The organism is Colwellia psychrerythraea 34H, from assembly GCF_000012325.1.
GTDB lineage: Bacteria > Pseudomonadota > Gammaproteobacteria > Enterobacterales > Alteromonadaceae > Colwellia > Colwellia psychrerythraea_A.
The window spans coordinates 4,462,036-4,481,931 of record NC_003910.7; the positions used below are offsets into that span (position 1 = coordinate 4,462,036).

Here is a 19,896-nt window from a genome sequence, read left to right on the forward strand (position 1 = left end):
CAAAATAAAGTTAATGCATCGTAAATTTGACTCATATCAACAAAAGTGTCGGTTAAATGCAAAAAGTCCTTATTAAAGAGTAGAGTAGCAGCTCTATTCAATTCCCTATTATCTTTAAGGTTACTATCGTGATTGTTAATAATCGTGTTAAGTCTGTTAGCTTTATCATTATTTCTATTCTCATATTGTTGTCGGTTATTCTCAGTTTTTTGACTAACCCTGTTAGTCCAACACCTTGGGTGTTAATCGCAGCATTGTGCATGATGCCGCTGATAAAACAGAAACACATCAAGCAAATTAAATGGAGCAAAGAGTACAGCATAGGTATTGAGTATATTGATCAAGACCATAAGAAGCTGTTGCACTTATTAAACCAATTTAGTATCGCTTTCGATTATGCCCAGTGTGAAGAGTTTGAACGTGAAGCCTTAGAAGAGTTAGTAAGCTATACCAAGTATCACTTTAAGCGCGAAGAAAAGTTAATGGAAGATTATGGCTACCCTGGATTGGCTGAACATCAAGAAGAACATCAAGCCATGATTGATAAAGTTGAAGAGTATGTCGCCATTTATAACATTGAAGGTCATGATTCACTGAAACAAGTAACTAATTTACTCACCTACTGGCTAATTAACCACATCCAAGAGTCTGATACCCAATATCGTGATTATCTAGTTGAGCTAGGTGCTGACGAGTTTGATGTTTAGTATTTTTTCTGATTTATATTTTCTGTACTCTACTTTCTTTGTCCCTCTCAACTTAGTTGAAGATAAACACTAAAAAACTACGTCGAAATCTTTGAGGATTTAGGCGTAGCTTGTTTTTATTAGCACATATTTACTTGCTTAAACTGGCCAGTTTTTCAAGTATAGCTTGGTATCGTTGCTGTTCGCACACGCCAAAGCCAGATAATTGTCTTACTTTATTGCGACCAAACAATGGCACTGACATACCAGCAAAAAATCGGCAAAAACTTTCAATCGATAATGGCTGATTTATTTTTCCGCTAAGTCGTTCAGCCAATTCCGTCATGCCCTGCTTTAAGGCTTCATCACTCGGCCATGGGATCTGAGCTTGAGAATGCTCAAGTACTGCCACTTGACCACGACAAACACTACAGTGACCACATTGTGGGACTGTTCCTGAATTGCGAGCTGAATCGAGACTATTATTATCGGAGCTATTACCGTCAAACCTTTTATCATCGAAACTAGTATCATCAAAGTAGCGCGCCAAATTTACCGTTAAACAAGTATCGAGCTGGAAAAAACGTACTAAAGTGGCGATACGTTTAATTTCTTTTTCTTCATTATCTTTAAAATAATTACTGAGTGTTTGGCACAAACTAGGATCTGCCAATTCATTCAGCTTTATATTAAATACCTCAGTCATACCTTTAGTTTCAAGCACTATCAATTGTTGTTCTTGTAGGTATTCAAGAGCGGCTATAACACGATTACGTTCAATACTTTGATCTTGCAGTAAAGTATCAAAATTCAAACTACCCCAGACTTTTTTAAAGTCTGTAGCATTAAAGATACGTTGTAAAAAGTCTTTACGTTGATCATTAAAACTATTGATAATTTCAGCTTTAGGTTTTAATAGTTTAATTTTAAAGTCAGCAAAGTAAGCATAAAGTGGTTCAATCACGCCCGCTAACTCTAACTGTACTAATAGGGTTTTTAGCGGAAGTTGTTTAATATTAACAGCATTAGACAACTGCAATATTTGTAACTCCCACTTTCCTTCAGACCGATTGTCACTTATGCCTACGTGAGTGCTTGTTATTACCTCTGATTTTATTGTATTTAATAACATTTCAATGCCGGTAAACTCAGGTGTATCTCCGTAAACAAAGTTTTCAACGGTATTTAAGCCATCAAGATTAGCTAAGGTAAAACACTGCGAAGGCAGCCCATCTCGCCCTGCTCGTCCTATTTCTTGGCTGTAGTTTTCTATAGACTTTGGCAAGTCATAATGAATAACAAAACGTATATTACTTTTATCAATGCCCATACCAAAGGCAATAGTCGCGACAATAACCTGTATTTTACCTGCCATAAAGTCTTGTTGAATTTGACTGCGCGTATCACTGTCAAAACCAGCATGGTAAGCACAAGCATTGATGCCTTGCTGTTTTAAATATTGCGCGACTGTTTCAGCTGAATGTTGCAAGGTAACATAAACAATACCAGCACCTTGTTGAGCAGAAATGATTTGCTCAAGTTGCTTGTTTTTATGCGCTTGCGTAACAGGTAGCACACTTAAATCAAGGTTAGATCGATAAAAGCCTGTTTGCACAATATGTTCATCTCGAATAGCAAACTTAGCTGCCATATCTTGTTTTACTTTACGCGTTGCCGTCGCGGTAAGTAACAACACTAATGAAATATTCAACGCTTGGCAATAACTCGGTAGCTTTAAATAATCGGGTCTAAAATTATGCCCCCACTCAGAAATACAATGCGCTTCATCAACCACCAGCATAGAAACAGGTACAGATTCAATAAACTGTCTAAAGCGTTCATTCTTAAAACGCTCAACTGACACCATTAATACTTTAATATCGCCATCGCGCACACCTGCCATGACGGTTTGTGCTTCGTTGCCTTTTAAGGTCGAATCAATACTTGCCGCCTTAATACCTTTGCTTGCAAGAAACGACAATTGATCTTTCATCAAAGCTAATAAAGGCGATACCACTAAGGTTAAATGCGGTAAATGCAGTGCAGTTAACTGATAACATAACGACTTACCCGAGCCTGTCGGGAATATAGACAAACTTGATTGGCCTTTAAGCAATTGCGTAATGGTCTGCTCTTGCCCGGGGCGAAAGCCATCGAAGCCAAAGGTCTCGAGAAGTGATGCTTTAAGACATTCTTTATGAGAGTAATCTTGTGGGTTATTCATAATTTAAGTACCGCAAAAGGTATGATAATCTTTATCACCATCGACAGGGGCATCTTGATAGTTTTTAGTCTCAGCTATTTCGGTATAAGGCTGTCGCAATACCGCCAAGAATTTATTTAGCGCAGTTAAGTCACCTGTTTCTTGGCAACTATCTAAGAAGGCTTCAACATGATGGTTTCTTGGAATAACAATCGGGTTATTGCTCACCATTAGCGTATGAGCAGACGATTTAAATGACTCAATTCGACTATTCCAATGAGGTAACCATTCATTAAGCACATCAGTTAACGGCTCTTCAGTAGTATTATCGTTAAGTGAATCAGTTAATGCCGTGAACGTTTGCGTGTAATCTAATTTTTGTTCTTTCATAAGTGTAATCAAATCATTGATCAGCTTACCATCACCTTCCGCCGGTTCATCGATACCTATTTTAGCGGCCATCATTGTCAAATAACCTTGCTGAAGGTCTTGATGAAATTGAGTTAATAATGGTTCAATTTTTTCTACTGCATCATCTTCATCGCTATCAACTAACGGTAATAATGTTTCAGCTAACCGAGTCATATTCCACTGCATAATGCTTATCTGTTTACCAAAAGCATAACGACTATTACGATCAATTGAGCTAAAGACAGTCTCTGGATGATAAGCATTCATCATAGCACAAGGGCCGTAATCTATGGTTTCACCTGAAATAGTCGTATTGTCTGTATTCATTACACCATGAATAAAACCAACTCTTAACCATGAAAGCACTAAAGGAATTTGCTTTGATAAAACAGCAGAGAAAAATTCAAGCACTTGTTGGCTGCTAATTACATTGTCAGCTTTAAGGGCATCACTATTGTCACTCGAATTTTCTGATGAGTTAGCTATTAACTCGGGAAAGTGACGATTGATGGCATAATTTGTTAACTTTTTAAGCGAGTCTGTATCACCACGCGCAGCAAAATATTGGAAAGTTCCAACTCTTATATGACTTGCTGCTATACGCGTAACAACGGCACCATCATAAGGCCGCTCGCGATAAACATTTTCACCGGTAGTGACCACGGCTAAACAACGGGTAGTAGGTACACCAAGAGCAAACATAGCTTCACTCATGATATATTCACGCAATGCTGGGCCAAGCGCACAACGACCATCACCTTGACGTGAAAAATCACTGACGCCTGAGCCTTTAAGCTGAATATCCCAACGTTGTCCCTGAGTATCTGCAATATCCCCTAATAAATGCGCACGACCATCGCCAAGCTGCGGATTAAAGTGGCCAAACTGATGTCCAGAATAAGCTTGTGCAACTGGCTTACTTCCTTCAATCAATTGATTGCCTGAGAAGTATTGTGAGAGTAGTTCGGCATCATTATCTTTAGTGAACGGTATAGTTAAAGCTTTGGCTAATGGTTCGTTCCACAATAATAAGGATGGCTGGCCCACAGGCGCAGGCAATGTTTGCTGTGAAAAGCTTTCGCCAAGTGCTTGGTAGTTATTAGAAAGAATTAGGGACATTTATTTCTCGGGATAAAATTTGTCTTCAATACGTTGACAAAATTGTACTAGATTTTGGTATCTTTTGGCATTTTTAGTAAATTTACTTTCAAAACCGTTATCAAAGCGCACTGAAATAAACTCACATAAATGCGAATAAACGACGGCATCAAATGAGGTATGAGTGTCGCCAAAGAAAAAATTTTTATCTGCCAAAAGCGTGGACAATGACGCTAAGCTCTTATCTGAAATAGCGAGAATTTCTTCTAATGAGTGACGACCAACGCCTTGGCCATGAAGGTTTTTCTTTACCGATTTACGAATAATATTAGGTAAAAACCAGCGCAGTGGTATCGGTAAAGTAGCAAAGAAAGCTTCATTGGTTAACGGCCAACATTCATCCGTCGCCCAACGAGAATAAACCAAACACCAATAAAGACCTTCATCTAATGACTTAGTTATTAAATGAGCTTGTGCTTTCTGCTCTGGTGTTAATTCGGCATCTAAAGTTACCTGATACTGTTTTGTTAAGTAGGTGATTATGGCATCAGAATCAGCCACCACTGTACCGTTATCATTGATGAAAGGTAATTTACCTTTTGGTGATTTTTTTAAATACTTGGCGCCATATTTAACCTGGCATGGAATATTCGCCATACGCATAAAAAGATCAACCTTAACCACAAATGGACTAGCGTCCATCACATTAAAGCACTTGCCAAACCCATAAAGTGTAATCATTACTCATCCTTGTTTACATATAGAAAATGAAAATTAACACGAAAAAAAAAAAGGCCAACAAACCTGTATTATTATACAGTATCTATATTAGCCTTTTTTTACAAGTAAGAAGCACTGAATATAATTGAGCGCCAACATTATCAATGCTGCAATTTAATCCAGTTTCCGCTAGATTACTCTGTAAATATCACTTTTATACAGAATTATATTTCTGCTGCAACCACTGAAATTTCAACAAGCAATGCTTCTCTCGCCATTTTAGCAGCAACGCAAGCGCGTGCTGGTGCATATCCTTCTGGCACCCATGCATCCCATACGGCATTCATATCAGCAAAGTAGCTCATGTCTTTAACATAAATAGTCGCAGATAATATGTGCTTTCTATCACTACCTGCTTGAATTAATAATGCATCAACTTTATCAAGCATGGTTTGCGTTTGTTCGGTGATATCTTTAGTCGCATCTGCTGCAACTTGACCACATAAGTAAATAGTCCCGTGATGCTTAACTATTCGACTCATTCTTGGTTTAGTTTCTAATCTTTCAATCATTTTGATGTAGGCTCTTCCTATTTGAGATTTTAGCTGCATTGTTATCGATTTATATTTCATCACTTATAGTCATAAGCTCAAAAATATAAAACTCAAACGCTTTGCTAAAATCCCAACTAGTTTGAGGTCCTTGTTGGTTATTGTTAAAAGAAAGCCCCAGTGTTTTTCAACAATGGGGCTTTAGTTGTTTTTTATAAAGTATAAATTACTCGCAGGTAAAATAGTGCTATTTACAGATAGTTCATCTTAATTCAAGGCGACTGCACGGAGCTGACGTTAGTCAGTGAGTACAGTCAACGCTGAAGTTAGATGAAATAGCAAAAAAGAGCGCTAATTTTTACTCCCACTCTATGGTGGCAGGCGGCTTACCTGATATATCGTAAACTACGCGAGAAATACCATCAATTTCATTAATAATTCGGTTAGAAACCAAGCCTAAGAAATCATATGGTAAGTGTGACCAACGCGCCGTCATAAAGTCGATTGTTTCAACACAACGTAAAGATACAACCCAATCATATTTACGCGCATCGCCCATAACGCCCACTGATTTTACTGGTAAGAATACGGTAAAGGCTTGGCTTACTTTTGTATATAAATCATGCTTGTGCAATTCTTCAATGAAGATAGCATCGGCACGACGCAATAAGTCAGCGTATTCTTTTTTCACTTCACCTAATATACGTACACCTAAACCAGGTCCAGGAAATGGGTGACGATAAAGCATGTCGTATGGTAGACCTAGCTCTAAGCCAATTTTACGTACTTCATCTTTAAATAATTCACGTAATGGTTCAACTAAACCTAATTTCATGTAATCAGGTAAACCACCAACATTATGGTGTGATTTAATCACATGTGCTTTACCCGTAGCTGACGCTGCTGATTCAATTACGTCTGGATAAATAGTGCCTTGTGCTAACCATTTTGCATTATCAAGCTTGTTCGATTCTTCTTCGAACACATCAATAAATACGTTACCGATAATTTTACGTTTTGCTTCTGGCTCACTTTCGCCCGCTAAACGATTTAAAAATCTATCTTCAGCTTCAATCTTAATGATGTTTAAACCGAAGTGATCACCAAACATATCCATTACTTGCTGGCCTTCGTCTAAACGAAGTAAGCCGTTATCAACAAATACACAGGTAAGTTTATCGCCAATAGCACGATGTAATAACATAGCAACTACTGATGAATCTACACCACCTGAAAGGCCTAGAATAACTTCGTCATCACCAACTTGTGCTTTCATTTTAGCAATTGCATCATCAATGATTGATGCTGAAGTCCATAATTTTTCACATTTACAGATATCGACAACAAAGTTTTCTAAAATACGAGAACCTTGTTTAGTATGTGTTACTTCTGGGTGAAATTGTACGCCGTAGAATTGTTTTTCTTCATTAGCCATTGCGCCATAAGCACAACTTGCTGTTTGTGCAACGGTAACAAAACCTTCAGGAATAGCTGACACTTTATCGCCGTGACTCATCCAAACGTCAAGTAAAGCATTACCGTTATCGCCAATACTGTCTTCAACTTTGTTAAATAACGCAGATTGAGCAATCAATTCAACAGCAGCATAACCAAACTCTTTATGGCTTGAACTTTCAACGCCACCGCCAAGCTGCTCAGCCATTGTTTGCATACCGTAACAAATACCTAATACAGGTACGCCAGCAGTATATACATATTCAGGTGCACGAGGAGAGTTAGCTTCAGTTACTGACTCTGGGCCACCTGCAAGAATAATACCTGTTGGATTAAAACCTTTAATTTGCTCTTCGGTAACATCCCAAGACCAAAGTTCACAGTAAACGCCAATTTCACGTACGCGACGAGCAATTAACTGTGTGTATTGTGAACCAAAATCTAGAATTAGTATGCGGTGATCATGAATGTCTTTGCTCATGCTGTTTCTCATGTTGACGGCTCGTCATGAACAAACTTTATGCTGCATTGTTTTCATAATTTAGCAAAATCATTTATGGAACATAAACTCATTTGCTAAATCACTCAACAGCTTTGCCTAAAGCTCGTTCATTTAGAGCGATATATATTAAGTAAAAAACTGAGCATCTCTATTGAGAGTTTACTCAGTCTATTTAAATTTGTTTTGTTTCCATTTACCGAAAACAATTAAGAATAGTTTAGTTCAAAGCTTGTTAGCACTAGAGCAAAGAAGAAGCACGGAGCTGACGCTAGTCAGTGAGTACTTCTGATGCCGCTATTGTATTAACAAGCAAAGAAATAAGCTGTTCGACTAACCCATACGATAGTTAGGCGCTTCTTTGGTGATGGTTACATCATGAACATGCGACTCGCCCATGCCCGCAGAGGTAATTTTCATAAACTCTGGCTTAGTACGCATCTCTTCAATAGTGGCACATCCAGTCAAGCCCATTGATGAACGTATGCCACCCATTTGCTGATGAATAATAGCTGATACTGGACCTTTATAAGCAACACGACCTTCAATACCTTCTGGTACTAATTTGTCTGCTTCGCCTTCAGATTTTTGGAAGTATCGATCACTTGAGCCATCTTTTTGCGCCATAGCGCCTAAAGACCCCATACCACGGTAAGACTTGTAATAACGACCTTGATAAAGTTCAACTTCACCTGGTGACTCTTCAGTGCCAGCCAACATACTGCCAACCATTACGCAGTGTGCGCCAGCAACTAGTGCTTTAGCTATATCACCTGAGAAACGGATGCCACCATCAGCGATAACTGGAATACCTGTACCTTTTAATGCTTCTACCGCATTTGAAATAGCTGTTAATTGTGGAACACCAACACCGGTAACAATACGCGTAGTACAGATTGAACCTGGGCCTATGCCTACTTTAACCGCATCAACACCAACATCGGCTAGTGCTCTTGCGCCAGAGCCTGTTGCAACGTTACCTGCAATGATTTGTAAATCAGGATATTTTTGGCGGGTTTCACTCACACGGTCAATAACACCTTGAGAATGGCCGTGTGAAGTATCAATTAATAAAACATCAACACCAGCAGTAACTAACGCGTCAATACGCTCATCAGTTCCTGCACCAACACCAACAGCAGCGCCAACACGTAAACGACCTAATTCGTCTTTACACGCGTCAGGCTTATTTTCAGCTTTTTGGTAATCTTTTGCAGTAATAAGACCGACTAATTTGAAAGCATCATCAACTACTAATATTTTTTCAATACGGTTAGTGTGCATTAAACCTAAAATTTCTTCGCGTGCAGCACCTTCTTTAACCGTGATTAACTTTTCTTTCACTGTCATTAGTGAAGAGACCGATTTAGTTAAATCAGTTTCAAAACGTAAATCACGGCCTGTAATGATACCAACTAAGTTGTTTTTATCATCTACTACAGGGAAACCTGAAAAACCTAAGTCGTCAGCTTTATGCATGACTTGTTCAATAGTAAAGTCAGTACTTACTGTTACAGGATCTGAAACAATACCGCTTTCATATTTCTTCACTTTACAAACATGTTTCGCTTGTTCAGCAATAGTCATATTTTTATGAATAAAACCTAAACCACCTTCTTGCGCTAACTTAATTGCTAGGCGTGACTCAGTTACTGTGTCCATAGACGCAGATACCAAAGGTACGTTCAAATTAATTTTACGGGTTAATTTAGTTTTTAAATCAGCCGTGTGTGGGAGTACTGTCGAATGAGCAGGTACAAGTAATACATCATCAAAAGTTAAAGCTTCTTGGGCAATTCTTAGCATCGCAACATCTCTCTAAAAGGGTTGGTTAGGGAGTGAATATTGCGGCAGAATTTTAACCGTTTTCTTGTTTTAGGTAAACCTATTTTTATTAACTTTTTATTAAAAGTTTGTAAAAATAAACTAGAAACATATTTAAATGATGAAAATAAATTGAAAGACAGCTCTATTCATTAAATAATAGTAAATCTTATCAATTATTAAGCCTTGATTTCTCACCCTTATGAGCCAACAGCATATTTTACAAATCAGTGAGTTAACTAAAAAAGTACGTTTTATTCTAGAAAGCGAATTAAACACTGTTTGGTTAACTGGCGAAGTATCAAATTTTATTGCCGCCAGTTCAGGTCATTGGTACTTATCATTGAAAGATGCAAAGTCACAAGTTAAGTGCGCCATGTTTAAGGGAAGCAATAGACGTGTCCGCTTAAGTACGGGTGCAGCTCCGAGTAATGGCCAACAAGTATTAGTTAGAGCAAAAGTATCTTTATATGAGCCACGTGGAGACTTTCAATTAATAATCGAGCATATGGAAGATGCTGGCACGGGATTATTACGTCAACAATACGAACAATTAAAGAATAAACTTAATAACCAAGGTATTTTTGATTTATCTCGTAAACAGCAGCTACCAAAAAATATCAGCTGTGTAGGTATTGTCACTTCACCGACAGGCGCTGCCGTTAAAGATATTTTAACCGTACTGAAACGTCGTAATCCAAATATTAAAGCAATAATCTATCCTTCATTAGTGCAAGGCGAATATGCCCAAGGCGATATTTGTCATGCCATTGAGAGTGCTAACAGTCGCAACGAATGTGATGTACTTATTGTTGGTCGGGGTGGTGGTTCTTTAGAAGATCTATGGCCATTTAATGAGGAAAGTGTTGTTCACGCCATTTATAAAAGTGCATTACCGATAATTAGTGCCGTTGGTCATGAAATTGATACTACCCTGAGTGATTATGTGGCCGATTTACGTGCCCCAACACCCTCTGCAGCTGCAGAGTTAGTATCAAGTGATAGTAGTGAATTACTAAATCAATTACTCATGTTTAAACAGCGCTTGATCAAAGCTCAACAAAACAAGTTAGTGTATTTAGGCAATGAACAAAGTTATTTACAACATCGTTTATCGCAAGTGCATCCCGAACAACAGTTACAGTTACAACAGCAAAAAGCTGATGAATTGAGCTTACGATTAAAGCAAGCAATGAAGCGTAATATAGAACAAGTACAGAGTAAGCCTATTCAGCTTAGCCAACGACTGTTGCAGCAATCTCCCCTAAAGACTATTCAATTACAGCAACAAAAAATTGACCAAAATGCACATAGGATCACGCAAGCAATGCAAAATTCATTGCAACATAACAGTGAAAAATTTGTGCATTTGATTGAGCAATTACAATTAGTTAGTCCACTTGCTACGATAGCAAGGGGTTACAGTGTGACTCGTAATAGTAAAAACGAAGTAATTAGCAAAACCGCACAAGTAAAAATAGATGAAGAAATCAGTGTGCAGCTTAGCGATGGGCACATTAATGCTAGAGTGATATAACGCTTACACTATTATTCATCATTACTAACCACTAGTAAGCTTACTTAGTAAACTTACTAAAATGTATAAATAACTGATATGATTTCGATATATTTACTAAGACAACTTATGCTATGCGCTTTAATTACCGAATTGTTTTTATTATCACTGCCTTAGTTTTTACTTTGTCTGCCACCTTAACGGTAATTAACTATTTAACTTCGATGGAGACGACTCGGGAGCAACTAAAAAATAGTGCCCTGCCGTTAACAATAGATAATATATATACTGAAATTCAGAAAAATATCATTGAACCTAATCTCATTGCCTCAATGATGGCGCACGATACTTTTTTAATTGACTGGCTATCACATGAAGAAGATGATCAGCAGCAAATTGTACATTACTTAGAAACCATTCAAAATAAATACCAGATGTTTACCGCCTTTCTTGTATCAGATAAAAGCCGGAACTACTACTCAGCCAAAGGAATGTTGGATAAAGTTGATAAAAAAAGTCCTAATAGTCAGTGGTATTTAGATTTTCAAAAGACCTCTGAACTAAGCGAAATAAATATAGATTACAATACCCATATGGGCAGTGAACTTATCATGTTTATCAACCATAAAATCCTTGATAGTGATTATCATATGATAGGCGCCACAGGTGTAGGGTTAAAAACATCTTACATCAATGATATGTTAAAAGTTTTCAGACAACGTTATCAGTTTTCAGTTTACTTTGTAGATGTTAATGGCAAGGTTGTGATTGCTGAACAAAACGTGAAAAAATTGAATAACCTGAGCGATATACCTGATCTAGCGAGGCAACTTTCAGACATTATTGGCAAAGGAAGTCAGGTGTTTGAATACACAGAGGCGGGAGAAGCTTTTCTACTTAATAGAAAATATATTAGTGAATTAGACTTATATATTATCGTTGAGGCCAAGGTTAACAACTTTACCCAAGCGGCTGAAGAAACCTTTTATCTCAACGTACTACTCTCAACAGTTATCACCCTACTTATCAGCTTTATCATTGTGCTTTATGTTAGAAAAATTCATTTAAAATTAGATAAACTGGCCAGTAATGACGACCTAACTAACTTACCTAACAGACGTAGTTTTCATGATGAACTCGCAAAGCAATTATTACTCAAAGAACGTTATAATAGCGAGCTGTCTCTTTTATTTATTGATATTGATAACTTCAAAAAGGTTAACGACACCAAGGGACATGACGTTGGTGATAAAGTACTAAAGTCTTTAGCAAATGTTTTAAATGGTAATGTGAGAAAAAGTGATTTTGTTGCGCGATGGGGAGGAGAGGAATTCATTATCCTTTTAATCGGCTCTGATATTAATCAAGCCCAAGTTATTGCTGAGCAACTTCGTTCACAAATTGCCAATAGTAAACATTTATCCCAATATGCCCAACAACAAGTTACCATTAGTTTAGGGGCAACGTCTGTGACTAATGAAGATAATATCGATACGATTTTAAAACGTGCTGATTTGGCTTTATACAAAGCTAAATCTAAGGGAAAAAACTGCGTTGTGTCAGACTAGTGCTTGATAGAGTAACTCTATTACCTGTTGTTTATTCACTTGATTGAATTTAACACCAAAAGATACACCATCAACTTGCTTCTTAAAATTACAGACGGTCGCATCAAGCTTAATGTTGTCTTCTCCTTCACTCGTCTCCACCAAAACCTCAATAACTTTATCTTCAGCCAGTACCAACTTTTCACCATTGATAATATCTAACTGACCACCATTAACAGATAAATTTGTCATGGTAGTTTGCCAGTAAACATCATCAATTTTAACTTTAGCTACTATCTGAGTGTCAATGCGCACAGAAGAACGTAATTGCTGCAATGTTACGGTATTTGGGATGTCTAACACCATGATACGGGAGGGAATTTGTAAGGTTTGCCTGATGGTGCTAATAAAAGCAACTGCGGCACCATCTCGACCTTCAATAAGGCCACGAACCGTAATTACAGTACCTTGACCAATATATTGAGAAAACGCACCTAATTTTGAGGAATCCGGGAATTCAATGAGGACATATTTCTTAGGCAAGTAGCCAATGAAATAGGTATTAAACTTTCTTTTTTGACCCGCAGGCGTAGAGATATCAATAATGATTGGCGCACCCGCTTTCAAATAAGATAAATTACGTGCAGAAGGTTTAGTTGGATCAATTAAGATTTCTGGTTCGGCCATATTCTTCGATGAGATACTATGTGGAGCATATTTGTTACCTTAGTAAAACCAAGGCTAGATTGCAACTTGCTATTTTCATAGCAAGTTGCGGTGAATCCTAGTCTTTTTTATAACCTTGCGTGGCACGAGCAATTTTCTTTTGCTCGGTATAGTTCAGTTTCTTCTTACCAGCAAACGGGTTCAAGGTATCTTTAAATTGAATACGGATAGGTGTTCCCATCATTTTTAATGACTTACGATAATAGTTCATTAAATAGCGTTTATAAGACATAGGTAATTTCTTCGCTGAGTTACCATGAATGATAATTATAGGCGGATTATAACCACCAGCATGCGCATATTTAAGCTTAATACGTCGCCCTTGATGTAAAGGAGGTTGATGATCAAAAACCGCCATATCAAGTATTTTGGTTACCATTGCGGTTGAAATACGTTTAGTTGCAGAAACAAACGCTTCTTCAACTGACTCATATAAATGACCAACACCTGTACCATGTAAGGCAGAAATGAAATGTACACGAGCGAAATCAATAAAACCTAAGCGTCGATCAAGTTCCGTCTTAATACGATCCTTCTCATGATCTTCTAATCCATCCCACTTATTGACGGCTAAAACCAGTGAACGACCTGCTTCAAGGATAAAGCCTAATAAGCTCAAATCTTGATCGCTAATGCCTTCTTGAGCATCGATGATAAGAAGACAAACGTTGGCATCTTCAATGGCGCGCAACGTTTTAATCACTGAGTATTTTTCTACAACATCAGTAACATTTTTACGACGACGAATACCAGCAGTATCAATTAAGGTGTACTCACGACCATTGCGTTCCATTGGAATATAAACGCTATCACGCGTTGTACCAGGCATATCATAAACGACAACACGTTCTTCACCCAAAATTCGATTGGTTAACGTTGATTTTCCGACATTAGGGCGACCAATTATCGCTAATTTTATCTTGTCATTTTCTTGAGGTTCATCTTCAAGCTTCTTAGCAAGTTCTTCTTCTGTTAGCTCAACGTCCTTATCACTAAAGAAAGCATCATCAAACTCACCTTCACTTGCTTCACCCTCTTCTACTTTGGGCTTGCCAAGTTCTTCAATATGAGGCGTTAGTGCAATCGTTAAAAGTTGCGTAACACCACGACCATGAGCAGCCGCAATTTGGTGAACATGCTCGCCTAATCCTAACGAGTAAAATTCAGCCACGGCCGAATCACCATGAATTCCATCAATCTTGTTGGCAACGACAAATATTTTTTTATTTTGCTTACGCAAATGATCAGCAATACCATGATCAGCTGCAGTCAAACCATCACGAGCATCAACTAAAAACAGTACCGCATCGGCTTCTTCTATCGCCATTAATGACTGTTCAGCCATTTTCACATCGATACCTTGTTCATCGCCATTAATACCACCAGTATCAATTACAATAAAAGGATGTTCTTCTACTTCAGCTTGACCATATTGACGATCGCGAGTTAGACCAGGGTAATCGGCTACAAGAGCATCACGACTACGGGTTAAACGGTTAAATAACGTTGATTTTCCGACATTAGGACGGCCAACTAGAGCAACTACAGGAAGCATGAGCACCTCAAAGGAATCACCATGCAAGCGAGTAATGCACGGTTTTTCAAACAAATATAAAAACTAAATATCAAAGATTAAAAACAAAGCTACTCAGTCAGCTCAGTTAAAAATGATATTGCTAAAAACAAGCAACGGCTCCTAATGCACTTTGCATAGGAGCCGTTATTAACTTTAGTTGCTTTATTTAAAAAAAAGCAACTTATACCCAAGCCACTTGAAGGTACGTATTTCAGGACGATTGAGCGACTCATGATCAAGGCGTCTCATTTTATTAAGGGTTATTCCCTTAAAAAAGGAGGTAACGAAGAACATGGTTTGCTCAGACGTCCCCGAAGGGCTGGTTTAGAAACGCTTTACGCTGCGTTATTGATTGAGACAATAGAATAACTATTCTCTTCAATCAATGCCTTTCCTAAAGGCATTTCTAATTCCCGCTGAAATCTGAACCTTCAGGTAGCTTGGGTATATAAACAGTACAACTTATTGAGCAGCACTGACAATTTTTGGTGTAATAATAACTTGTAAGTCACCATCACGTGATTGGCTATACATTACATCATCAACAACGGTTGGCGTTGAATATATACCACTACTATCAATTTGATGACGAGACACTATTTCACCTGTCTCTTGATTTAACCAATGCAAGTAACCTTCAAAATCGCCAACCACAACATAGTCATCAACAACTGCTGGCCCAGTTACACTGCGATTAGTTAACTCAACATTACTCCAACGTTCAATACCATCAATTCGATTAAGAGCATAAATATGACCGCGAGTATTGGTAATATAAATATCGTTACGATAAACAGCAATTTGTCTGTATGAAGAGTATTGACGTTTCCATAAAATTCGCCCTGACTTTAATTCGATTGCAACCAAGTTACCGCGAGCAGAGATGGCATAAACTTTATCGCCAAATACTACTGGCGCTGAATCAACATCGATAACGCGTTGTAATTCTGTTGAACCTGTCGCTTCACCTACTTCTGTTGTCCAACCTGCTTGACCCTTCTCAAGAATGTATACACCTAACTCACCCTTGCCAGAGCCTACTAATACGCCACCTGATGCAATAACCGGTGTACTAATACCACGTAATGTTAAAGCAGGAACATCTTGTTCGGCTTTCCATAACTCTTCACCAGTACTAGCATCAAAACCTTTAAGTACACCTGATGCAGAATTCACCACTAAAATACCAGCATCAATGGCAGGAGGAGTAATAACTTCACCTTTGATTTTGGCTTGCCATACTAGCTCACCTGTTTCAGCATCTAAGGCAAAAACGTCACCGTTTTCAGTACCAAGAAATATTTTATTCATACCTGCAATAGGACCGCCAGCGACTAAGGCAGAAACACGACTATCCCAGAAGCTACGTTCATCATTAATGTCACTTAAATCAGCTTGCCAAACTTTATCGCCACTCTCTTTTTCATAAGCAACAACATCACCAGTACGACTGGCGCTATAGACTTTGTTGTATGCAACAATAGGCTTTATACGCGAAAAGTAGTCATCTACACCATCGCCTACACTTTGGTCCCACAATATTTCCACATCAAAAGCATTATCTAAATCAGAGAGCTCTGCAACTTTAGTGCTAAGGTCTTCTTCATCACTTGATGAACAAGCGAATAAGCTTGAAGTCAGCAAAATAATGGCGAGTACTTTTTTAGTATTCAAACCTTTAAAAAAATCTTTATCAAAACAACGCATAGTTTGCCTTATTAACAACAGTAAATGATCTTGCTAAAAAACCTAAATAGGTTACTTAGCTGCAGGTTCAGCAGCGACCACTTCAGCCACAGGCAAAGTAGTAACTTGTGCTAAATCATCTAATTTAATCTGTAAACTTGGGCTTGTAGCAATACCGTCAGCAGCAATAGCGGCTTGATAAGCATTACGAGCAAGATCATTTTTACCTTGTTGCAAATACGCATCACCTTTGACTTCTTCAATAGCAGCAGTAAATGATTCAGGTAAATTACTATTTAATGTGGCAAGGGCTTCTGAATATTGCTCAAGTTGAACTTGAACACGAGCCAAACGTAAACTTGCAATTGCTTTAATACCATCAGTTGGCGCAGACTCAATTGCAGTCGTTAACTGTTTTTGAACTTGTGGCCAGTCTTTATGGCTCGCCGATTCTTTGGCAAGGGCCAATGCAGTTAACGCAACATAGCTATTGTCACCATTTTCACTGATAAATTTTTCAGCATTCGCGGTAAAAGCCTTAGCATCTTTACCACTTTGTTCGATAAGTGTTTGGTAGCTATCTGATACGGCTATTTCTTCATCAAACTTATTATCCTGATAAAGGTTAAAACCGATAAATCCAGCAAAACCTAGGGTGACACCCGCGATAATAGTATAACCATTTTGTTGCCAGTAACTTTTAATTGCTTCTACTTGTTGTTCTTCAGTTTGATAAATTTCCACTACTTCACCTTGGCCTAAAGCCTTTAAATTAATTCAGATAACAAGCTCGAAACTTGAGTAAATTCGATGCTTTCCTGTTCTTTTTGTCCGCGTAAGTATTTCACCATGACTTTCTCTTGGGTAATTTCATCATCACCTAAGATTAACGCGATTTGTGCACCGGATTTATCGGCACGTTTCAATTGTTTTTTCATATTGCCGCCACCACAGTGACATTGCAATCTTATTTCTGGTACTTGATCACGCCATTGTTCAGCTAACTTATTCGCTGCAACTTGTGCATCATCACCCAATATAACGACATAGGCATCTACCTGTGGACGAATATTAGTTACTTTTTCTAATTCTGTTAGCATTAAAACTAAACGCTCAATACCTAAGGCAAAACCAAAGGCTGGTGTTGCTTTACCACCCAATTGCTCAACTAAACCATCATAGCGACCACCAGCACAGATAGTACCTTGTGCGCCAAGTGTTGTAGTTACCCATTCAAAAACGGTACGATTATAGTAATCTAAGCCACGTACTAAGCGCTCGTTCAATACATAATTGATACCTGCCGCATCCAAGCGAGCACATAGCGTATCAAAGTGTGTTTGCGTTTCTTCACCAAAATGATCTGATAACTTAGGCGCGTTCGTTAAAGCTTCTTGCACTTGTGGATTTTTACTATCCAATACTCTTAACGGGTTAGTGTGCATTCGGCGTTTAGAATCTTCATCTAGTAACTCTTCATGCTCAAGTAAATAAGCAATCAAAGCTTCACGGTAATTAGCACGTTCTTCGTTTGATCCTAATGAATTCAACTCTAGTGTGACAAATTCATTGATACCAAGTTCCCGCCATAAGCGCGAAGTTAGTAAAATAATTTCTGCATCTATGTCTGGAGTCGCAATTCCAAAGGCTTCCAAGCCAAATTGATGAAACTGGCGATAACGACCTTTTTGTGGTCTTTCATGGCGAAACATAGGTCCCATATACCAAAGACGTTGCTCTTGGTTATATAATAAACCATGTTGATTACCTGCTCGGACACAACTTGCAGTACCTTCTGGACGGAGCGTTAAACTATCGCCATTTAAATCATCAAAGGTGTACATTTCTTTTTCAACAATATCGGTTACTTCACCAATACCGCGTTTAAATAGAGCGGTTGACTCAACAATCGGCATGCGAATTTCAGCAAAACCGTAATTACTGGCAACACGGCGCAGTACCGTTTCAACCATTTGCCAAATATTAGTTTCACTTGGAAGACAATCATTCATGCCACGTATTGCTTGTAGAGCCTTTTGTTTAGCCACTGAGCTGTTCTCTCTTTTTATTTTTCTATAAGGCCGAGCAGCATGCCCCTTTTGGGCTCACTTTCTGGCACTTAATACTGTGTTAAAATTGCGCAGCGCGCAGTATACCTAATAATAGCAATCGAATAAACCATGGTGCTTATAGTGTTTTAATTGCCTGACACGATAAGTTAACGCTGGCTTTAGTCTTTTGTTAGGATATCAATTTTGTTTTTTTCATCAAGACGCTCACTCATTGAACGTGCTTTCGCGCGGATACGTTGCTCTAGTTGGTCAACAAGATCAGTGTTATCAAAGCGTTCCTTTTGGCGTATACCATCTAAATAATAACCACTTTTTTTACTGCTCCCCGTTAAGCCAAGGTCTGAGACCATCGCTTCACCTGGACCATTAACAATACAGCCAATAATTGAGACATCCATCGGCGTCATAATATCTTCAATACGTTGCTCTAAAGCATTAACTGTTGATACCACATCAAACTCTTGTCGAGAACAACTTGGGCAAGCTATCAAGTTAATACCGCGACTACGTAATTTAAGTGATTTTAAAATATCAAAACCCACTTTAATTTCTTCAATGGGATCAGCTGCGAGTGATATGCGTATAGTATCGCCAATTCCTTGAGCTAATAATAAGCCCAAACCAACGGAGGACTTTACCGAACCAGAGCGCAAACCGCCGGCCTCGGTAATGCCTAAATGTAATGGGTTATCAATTTGTTTTGCTAATAATTTATAAGATTCGACCGCTAAAAAAACGTCAGACGCTTTAACACTGACTTTAAACTCATTGAAATTGAGTCTATCTAAAATATCAACATGGCGCATAGCCGACTCTAACAAAGCCTCTGGCGTTGGCTCAGTATACTTTTCTTGAATATCTTTTTCTAAGGAACCACCATTTACACCAATTCGAATAGGAATATTATTGTCGCGAGCACACTCAACCACACTACGGATTCTATTTTCATTACCAATGTTACCGGGATTAATACGCAAGCAATCAACGCCGTATTCCGCAACTTTTAAGGCAATACGATAATCAAAATGAATATCAGCAACTAAAGGAACGTTCACTTGTTTTTTTATTTCACGAAAAGCTTCTGCAGCATCCATTGTCGGTACACTAACACGAACAATATCAGCGCCAACGGCTTCCAACGCTTTTATTTGCGCTACAGTTGCCGCTACATCAGTGGTCAATGTATTTGTCATTGACTGCACAGTAATAGGCGCATCGCCGCCAACAGGTACATTACCGACCATAATTTGACGAGAGACACGGCGTATAATTGGTGATTCTTTAAACATAATATTTCTTTATATTTTTTCTGTATGCAAAGTAGTA

Annotated in this window: 15 protein-coding genes; 3 read left to right on the forward strand and 12 right to left on the reverse strand. The window is 38.3% G+C overall.

Annotated features, from left to right (window positions below; translation table 11 throughout):
* Positions 1-128 precede the first annotated feature (128 nt).
* Positions 129-707 (forward strand): bacteriohemerythrin, encoded by a 579-nt coding sequence (locus tag CPS_RS18980; RefSeq protein ID WP_011044967.1) that lies wholly within the window; start codon positions 129-131, stop codon positions 705-707.
* A gap of 130 nt (positions 708-837) precedes the next feature.
* Here the strand turns inward: CPS_RS18980 and CPS_RS18985 are convergent, their stop codons facing one another.
* The 6 genes from CPS_RS18985 to guaB all read right to left on the reverse strand — a co-directional run bounded on the left by CPS_RS18985 (position 838) and on the right by guaB (position 9,429).
* Positions 838-2,910 (reverse strand): RecQ family ATP-dependent DNA helicase, encoded by a 2,073-nt coding sequence (locus CPS_RS18985; protein ID WP_011044968.1) that lies wholly within the window; start codon positions 2,908-2,910, stop codon positions 838-840.
* A gap of 3 nt (positions 2,911-2,913) precedes the next feature.
* A complete protein-coding gene (locus CPS_RS18990; protein WP_011044969.1) occupies positions 2,914-4,419 on the reverse strand; it encodes a protein adenylyltransferase SelO in 1,506 nt (501 codons plus the stop codon).
* A complete protein-coding gene (locus CPS_RS18995; protein ID WP_011044970.1) occupies positions 4,420-5,139 on the reverse strand; it encodes a glutathione S-transferase family protein in 720 nt (239 codons plus the stop codon).
* 203 nt (positions 5,140-5,342) lie between these two features.
* On the reverse strand, positions 5,343-5,690 hold the full coding sequence (locus tag CPS_RS19000) for a RidA family protein (protein ID WP_011044971.1): 348 nt from the start codon (positions 5,688-5,690) through the stop codon (positions 5,343-5,345).
* Positions 5,691-6,027: 337 nt separating this feature from the next.
* Positions 6,028-7,605 carry a glutamine-hydrolyzing GMP synthase gene (gene guaA, locus CPS_RS19005; protein WP_011044972.1) on the reverse strand — a complete coding sequence of 526 codons (1,578 nt, stop codon included), beginning with the start codon at positions 7,603-7,605 and terminating at the stop codon, positions 6,028-6,030.
* Positions 7,606-7,956: 351 nt separating this feature from the next.
* The gene (gene guaB / locus CPS_RS19010; protein WP_011044973.1) at positions 7,957-9,429 is read right to left on the reverse strand and encodes an IMP dehydrogenase; all 1,473 of its coding nucleotides are present in this window, start codon (positions 9,427-9,429) and stop codon (positions 7,957-7,959) included.
* A 220-nt stretch (positions 9,430-9,649) separates the two neighbouring features.
* Here guaB and xseA point away from each other — a divergent pair, with 220 nt between their 5' ends.
* Entirely contained in the window at positions 9,650-10,984 is a 1,335-nt protein-coding gene (gene xseA / locus CPS_RS19015) for an exodeoxyribonuclease VII large subunit (protein WP_011044975.1), read from the forward strand.
* A 113-nt stretch (positions 10,985-11,097) separates the two neighbouring features.
* Positions 11,098-12,531 (forward strand): sensor domain-containing diguanylate cyclase, encoded by a 1,434-nt coding sequence (locus tag CPS_RS19020; protein ID WP_011044976.1) that lies wholly within the window; start codon positions 11,098-11,100, stop codon positions 12,529-12,531.
* Here the strand turns inward: CPS_RS19020 and CPS_RS19025 are convergent.
* The 6 genes from CPS_RS19025 to ispG form a co-directional block, all read right to left on the reverse strand.
* Entirely contained in the window at positions 12,523-13,197 is a 675-nt protein-coding gene (locus tag CPS_RS19025) for a PilZ domain-containing protein (RefSeq protein WP_011044977.1), read from the reverse strand. The genes CPS_RS19020 and CPS_RS19025 overlap by 9 nt on opposite strands.
* Positions 13,198-13,294: 97 nt before the next feature.
* On the reverse strand, positions 13,295-14,791 hold the full coding sequence (der, locus tag CPS_RS19030) for a ribosome biogenesis GTPase Der (RefSeq protein WP_011044978.1): 1,497 nt from the start codon (positions 14,789-14,791) through the stop codon (positions 13,295-13,297).
* A gap of 483 nt (positions 14,792-15,274) precedes the next feature.
* Positions 15,275-16,519, reverse strand: a complete 1,245-nt coding sequence (bamB, locus tag CPS_RS19040) for an outer membrane protein assembly factor BamB (protein WP_011044980.1) — start codon at positions 16,517-16,519, stop codon at positions 15,275-15,277.
* A gap of 51 nt (positions 16,520-16,570) precedes the next feature.
* Complete coding sequence (locus CPS_RS19045) at positions 16,571-17,242, reverse strand: YfgM family protein (protein ID WP_011044981.1); 672 nt, start codon at positions 17,240-17,242, stop codon at positions 16,571-16,573.
* A 23-nt stretch (positions 17,243-17,265) separates the two neighbouring features.
* Positions 17,266-18,546 carry a histidine--tRNA ligase gene (hisS, locus tag CPS_RS19050; protein ID WP_011044982.1) on the reverse strand — a complete coding sequence of 427 codons (1,281 nt, stop codon included), beginning with the start codon at positions 18,544-18,546 and terminating at the stop codon, positions 17,266-17,268.
* Positions 18,547-18,728: 182 nt separating this feature from the next.
* The gene (ispG, locus tag CPS_RS19055; protein WP_011044983.1) at positions 18,729-19,859 is read right to left on the reverse strand and encodes a flavodoxin-dependent (E)-4-hydroxy-3-methylbut-2-enyl-diphosphate synthase; all 1,131 of its coding nucleotides are present in this window, start codon (positions 19,857-19,859) and stop codon (positions 18,729-18,731) included.
* Between the last annotated feature and the right edge of the window lie 37 nt (positions 19,860-19,896).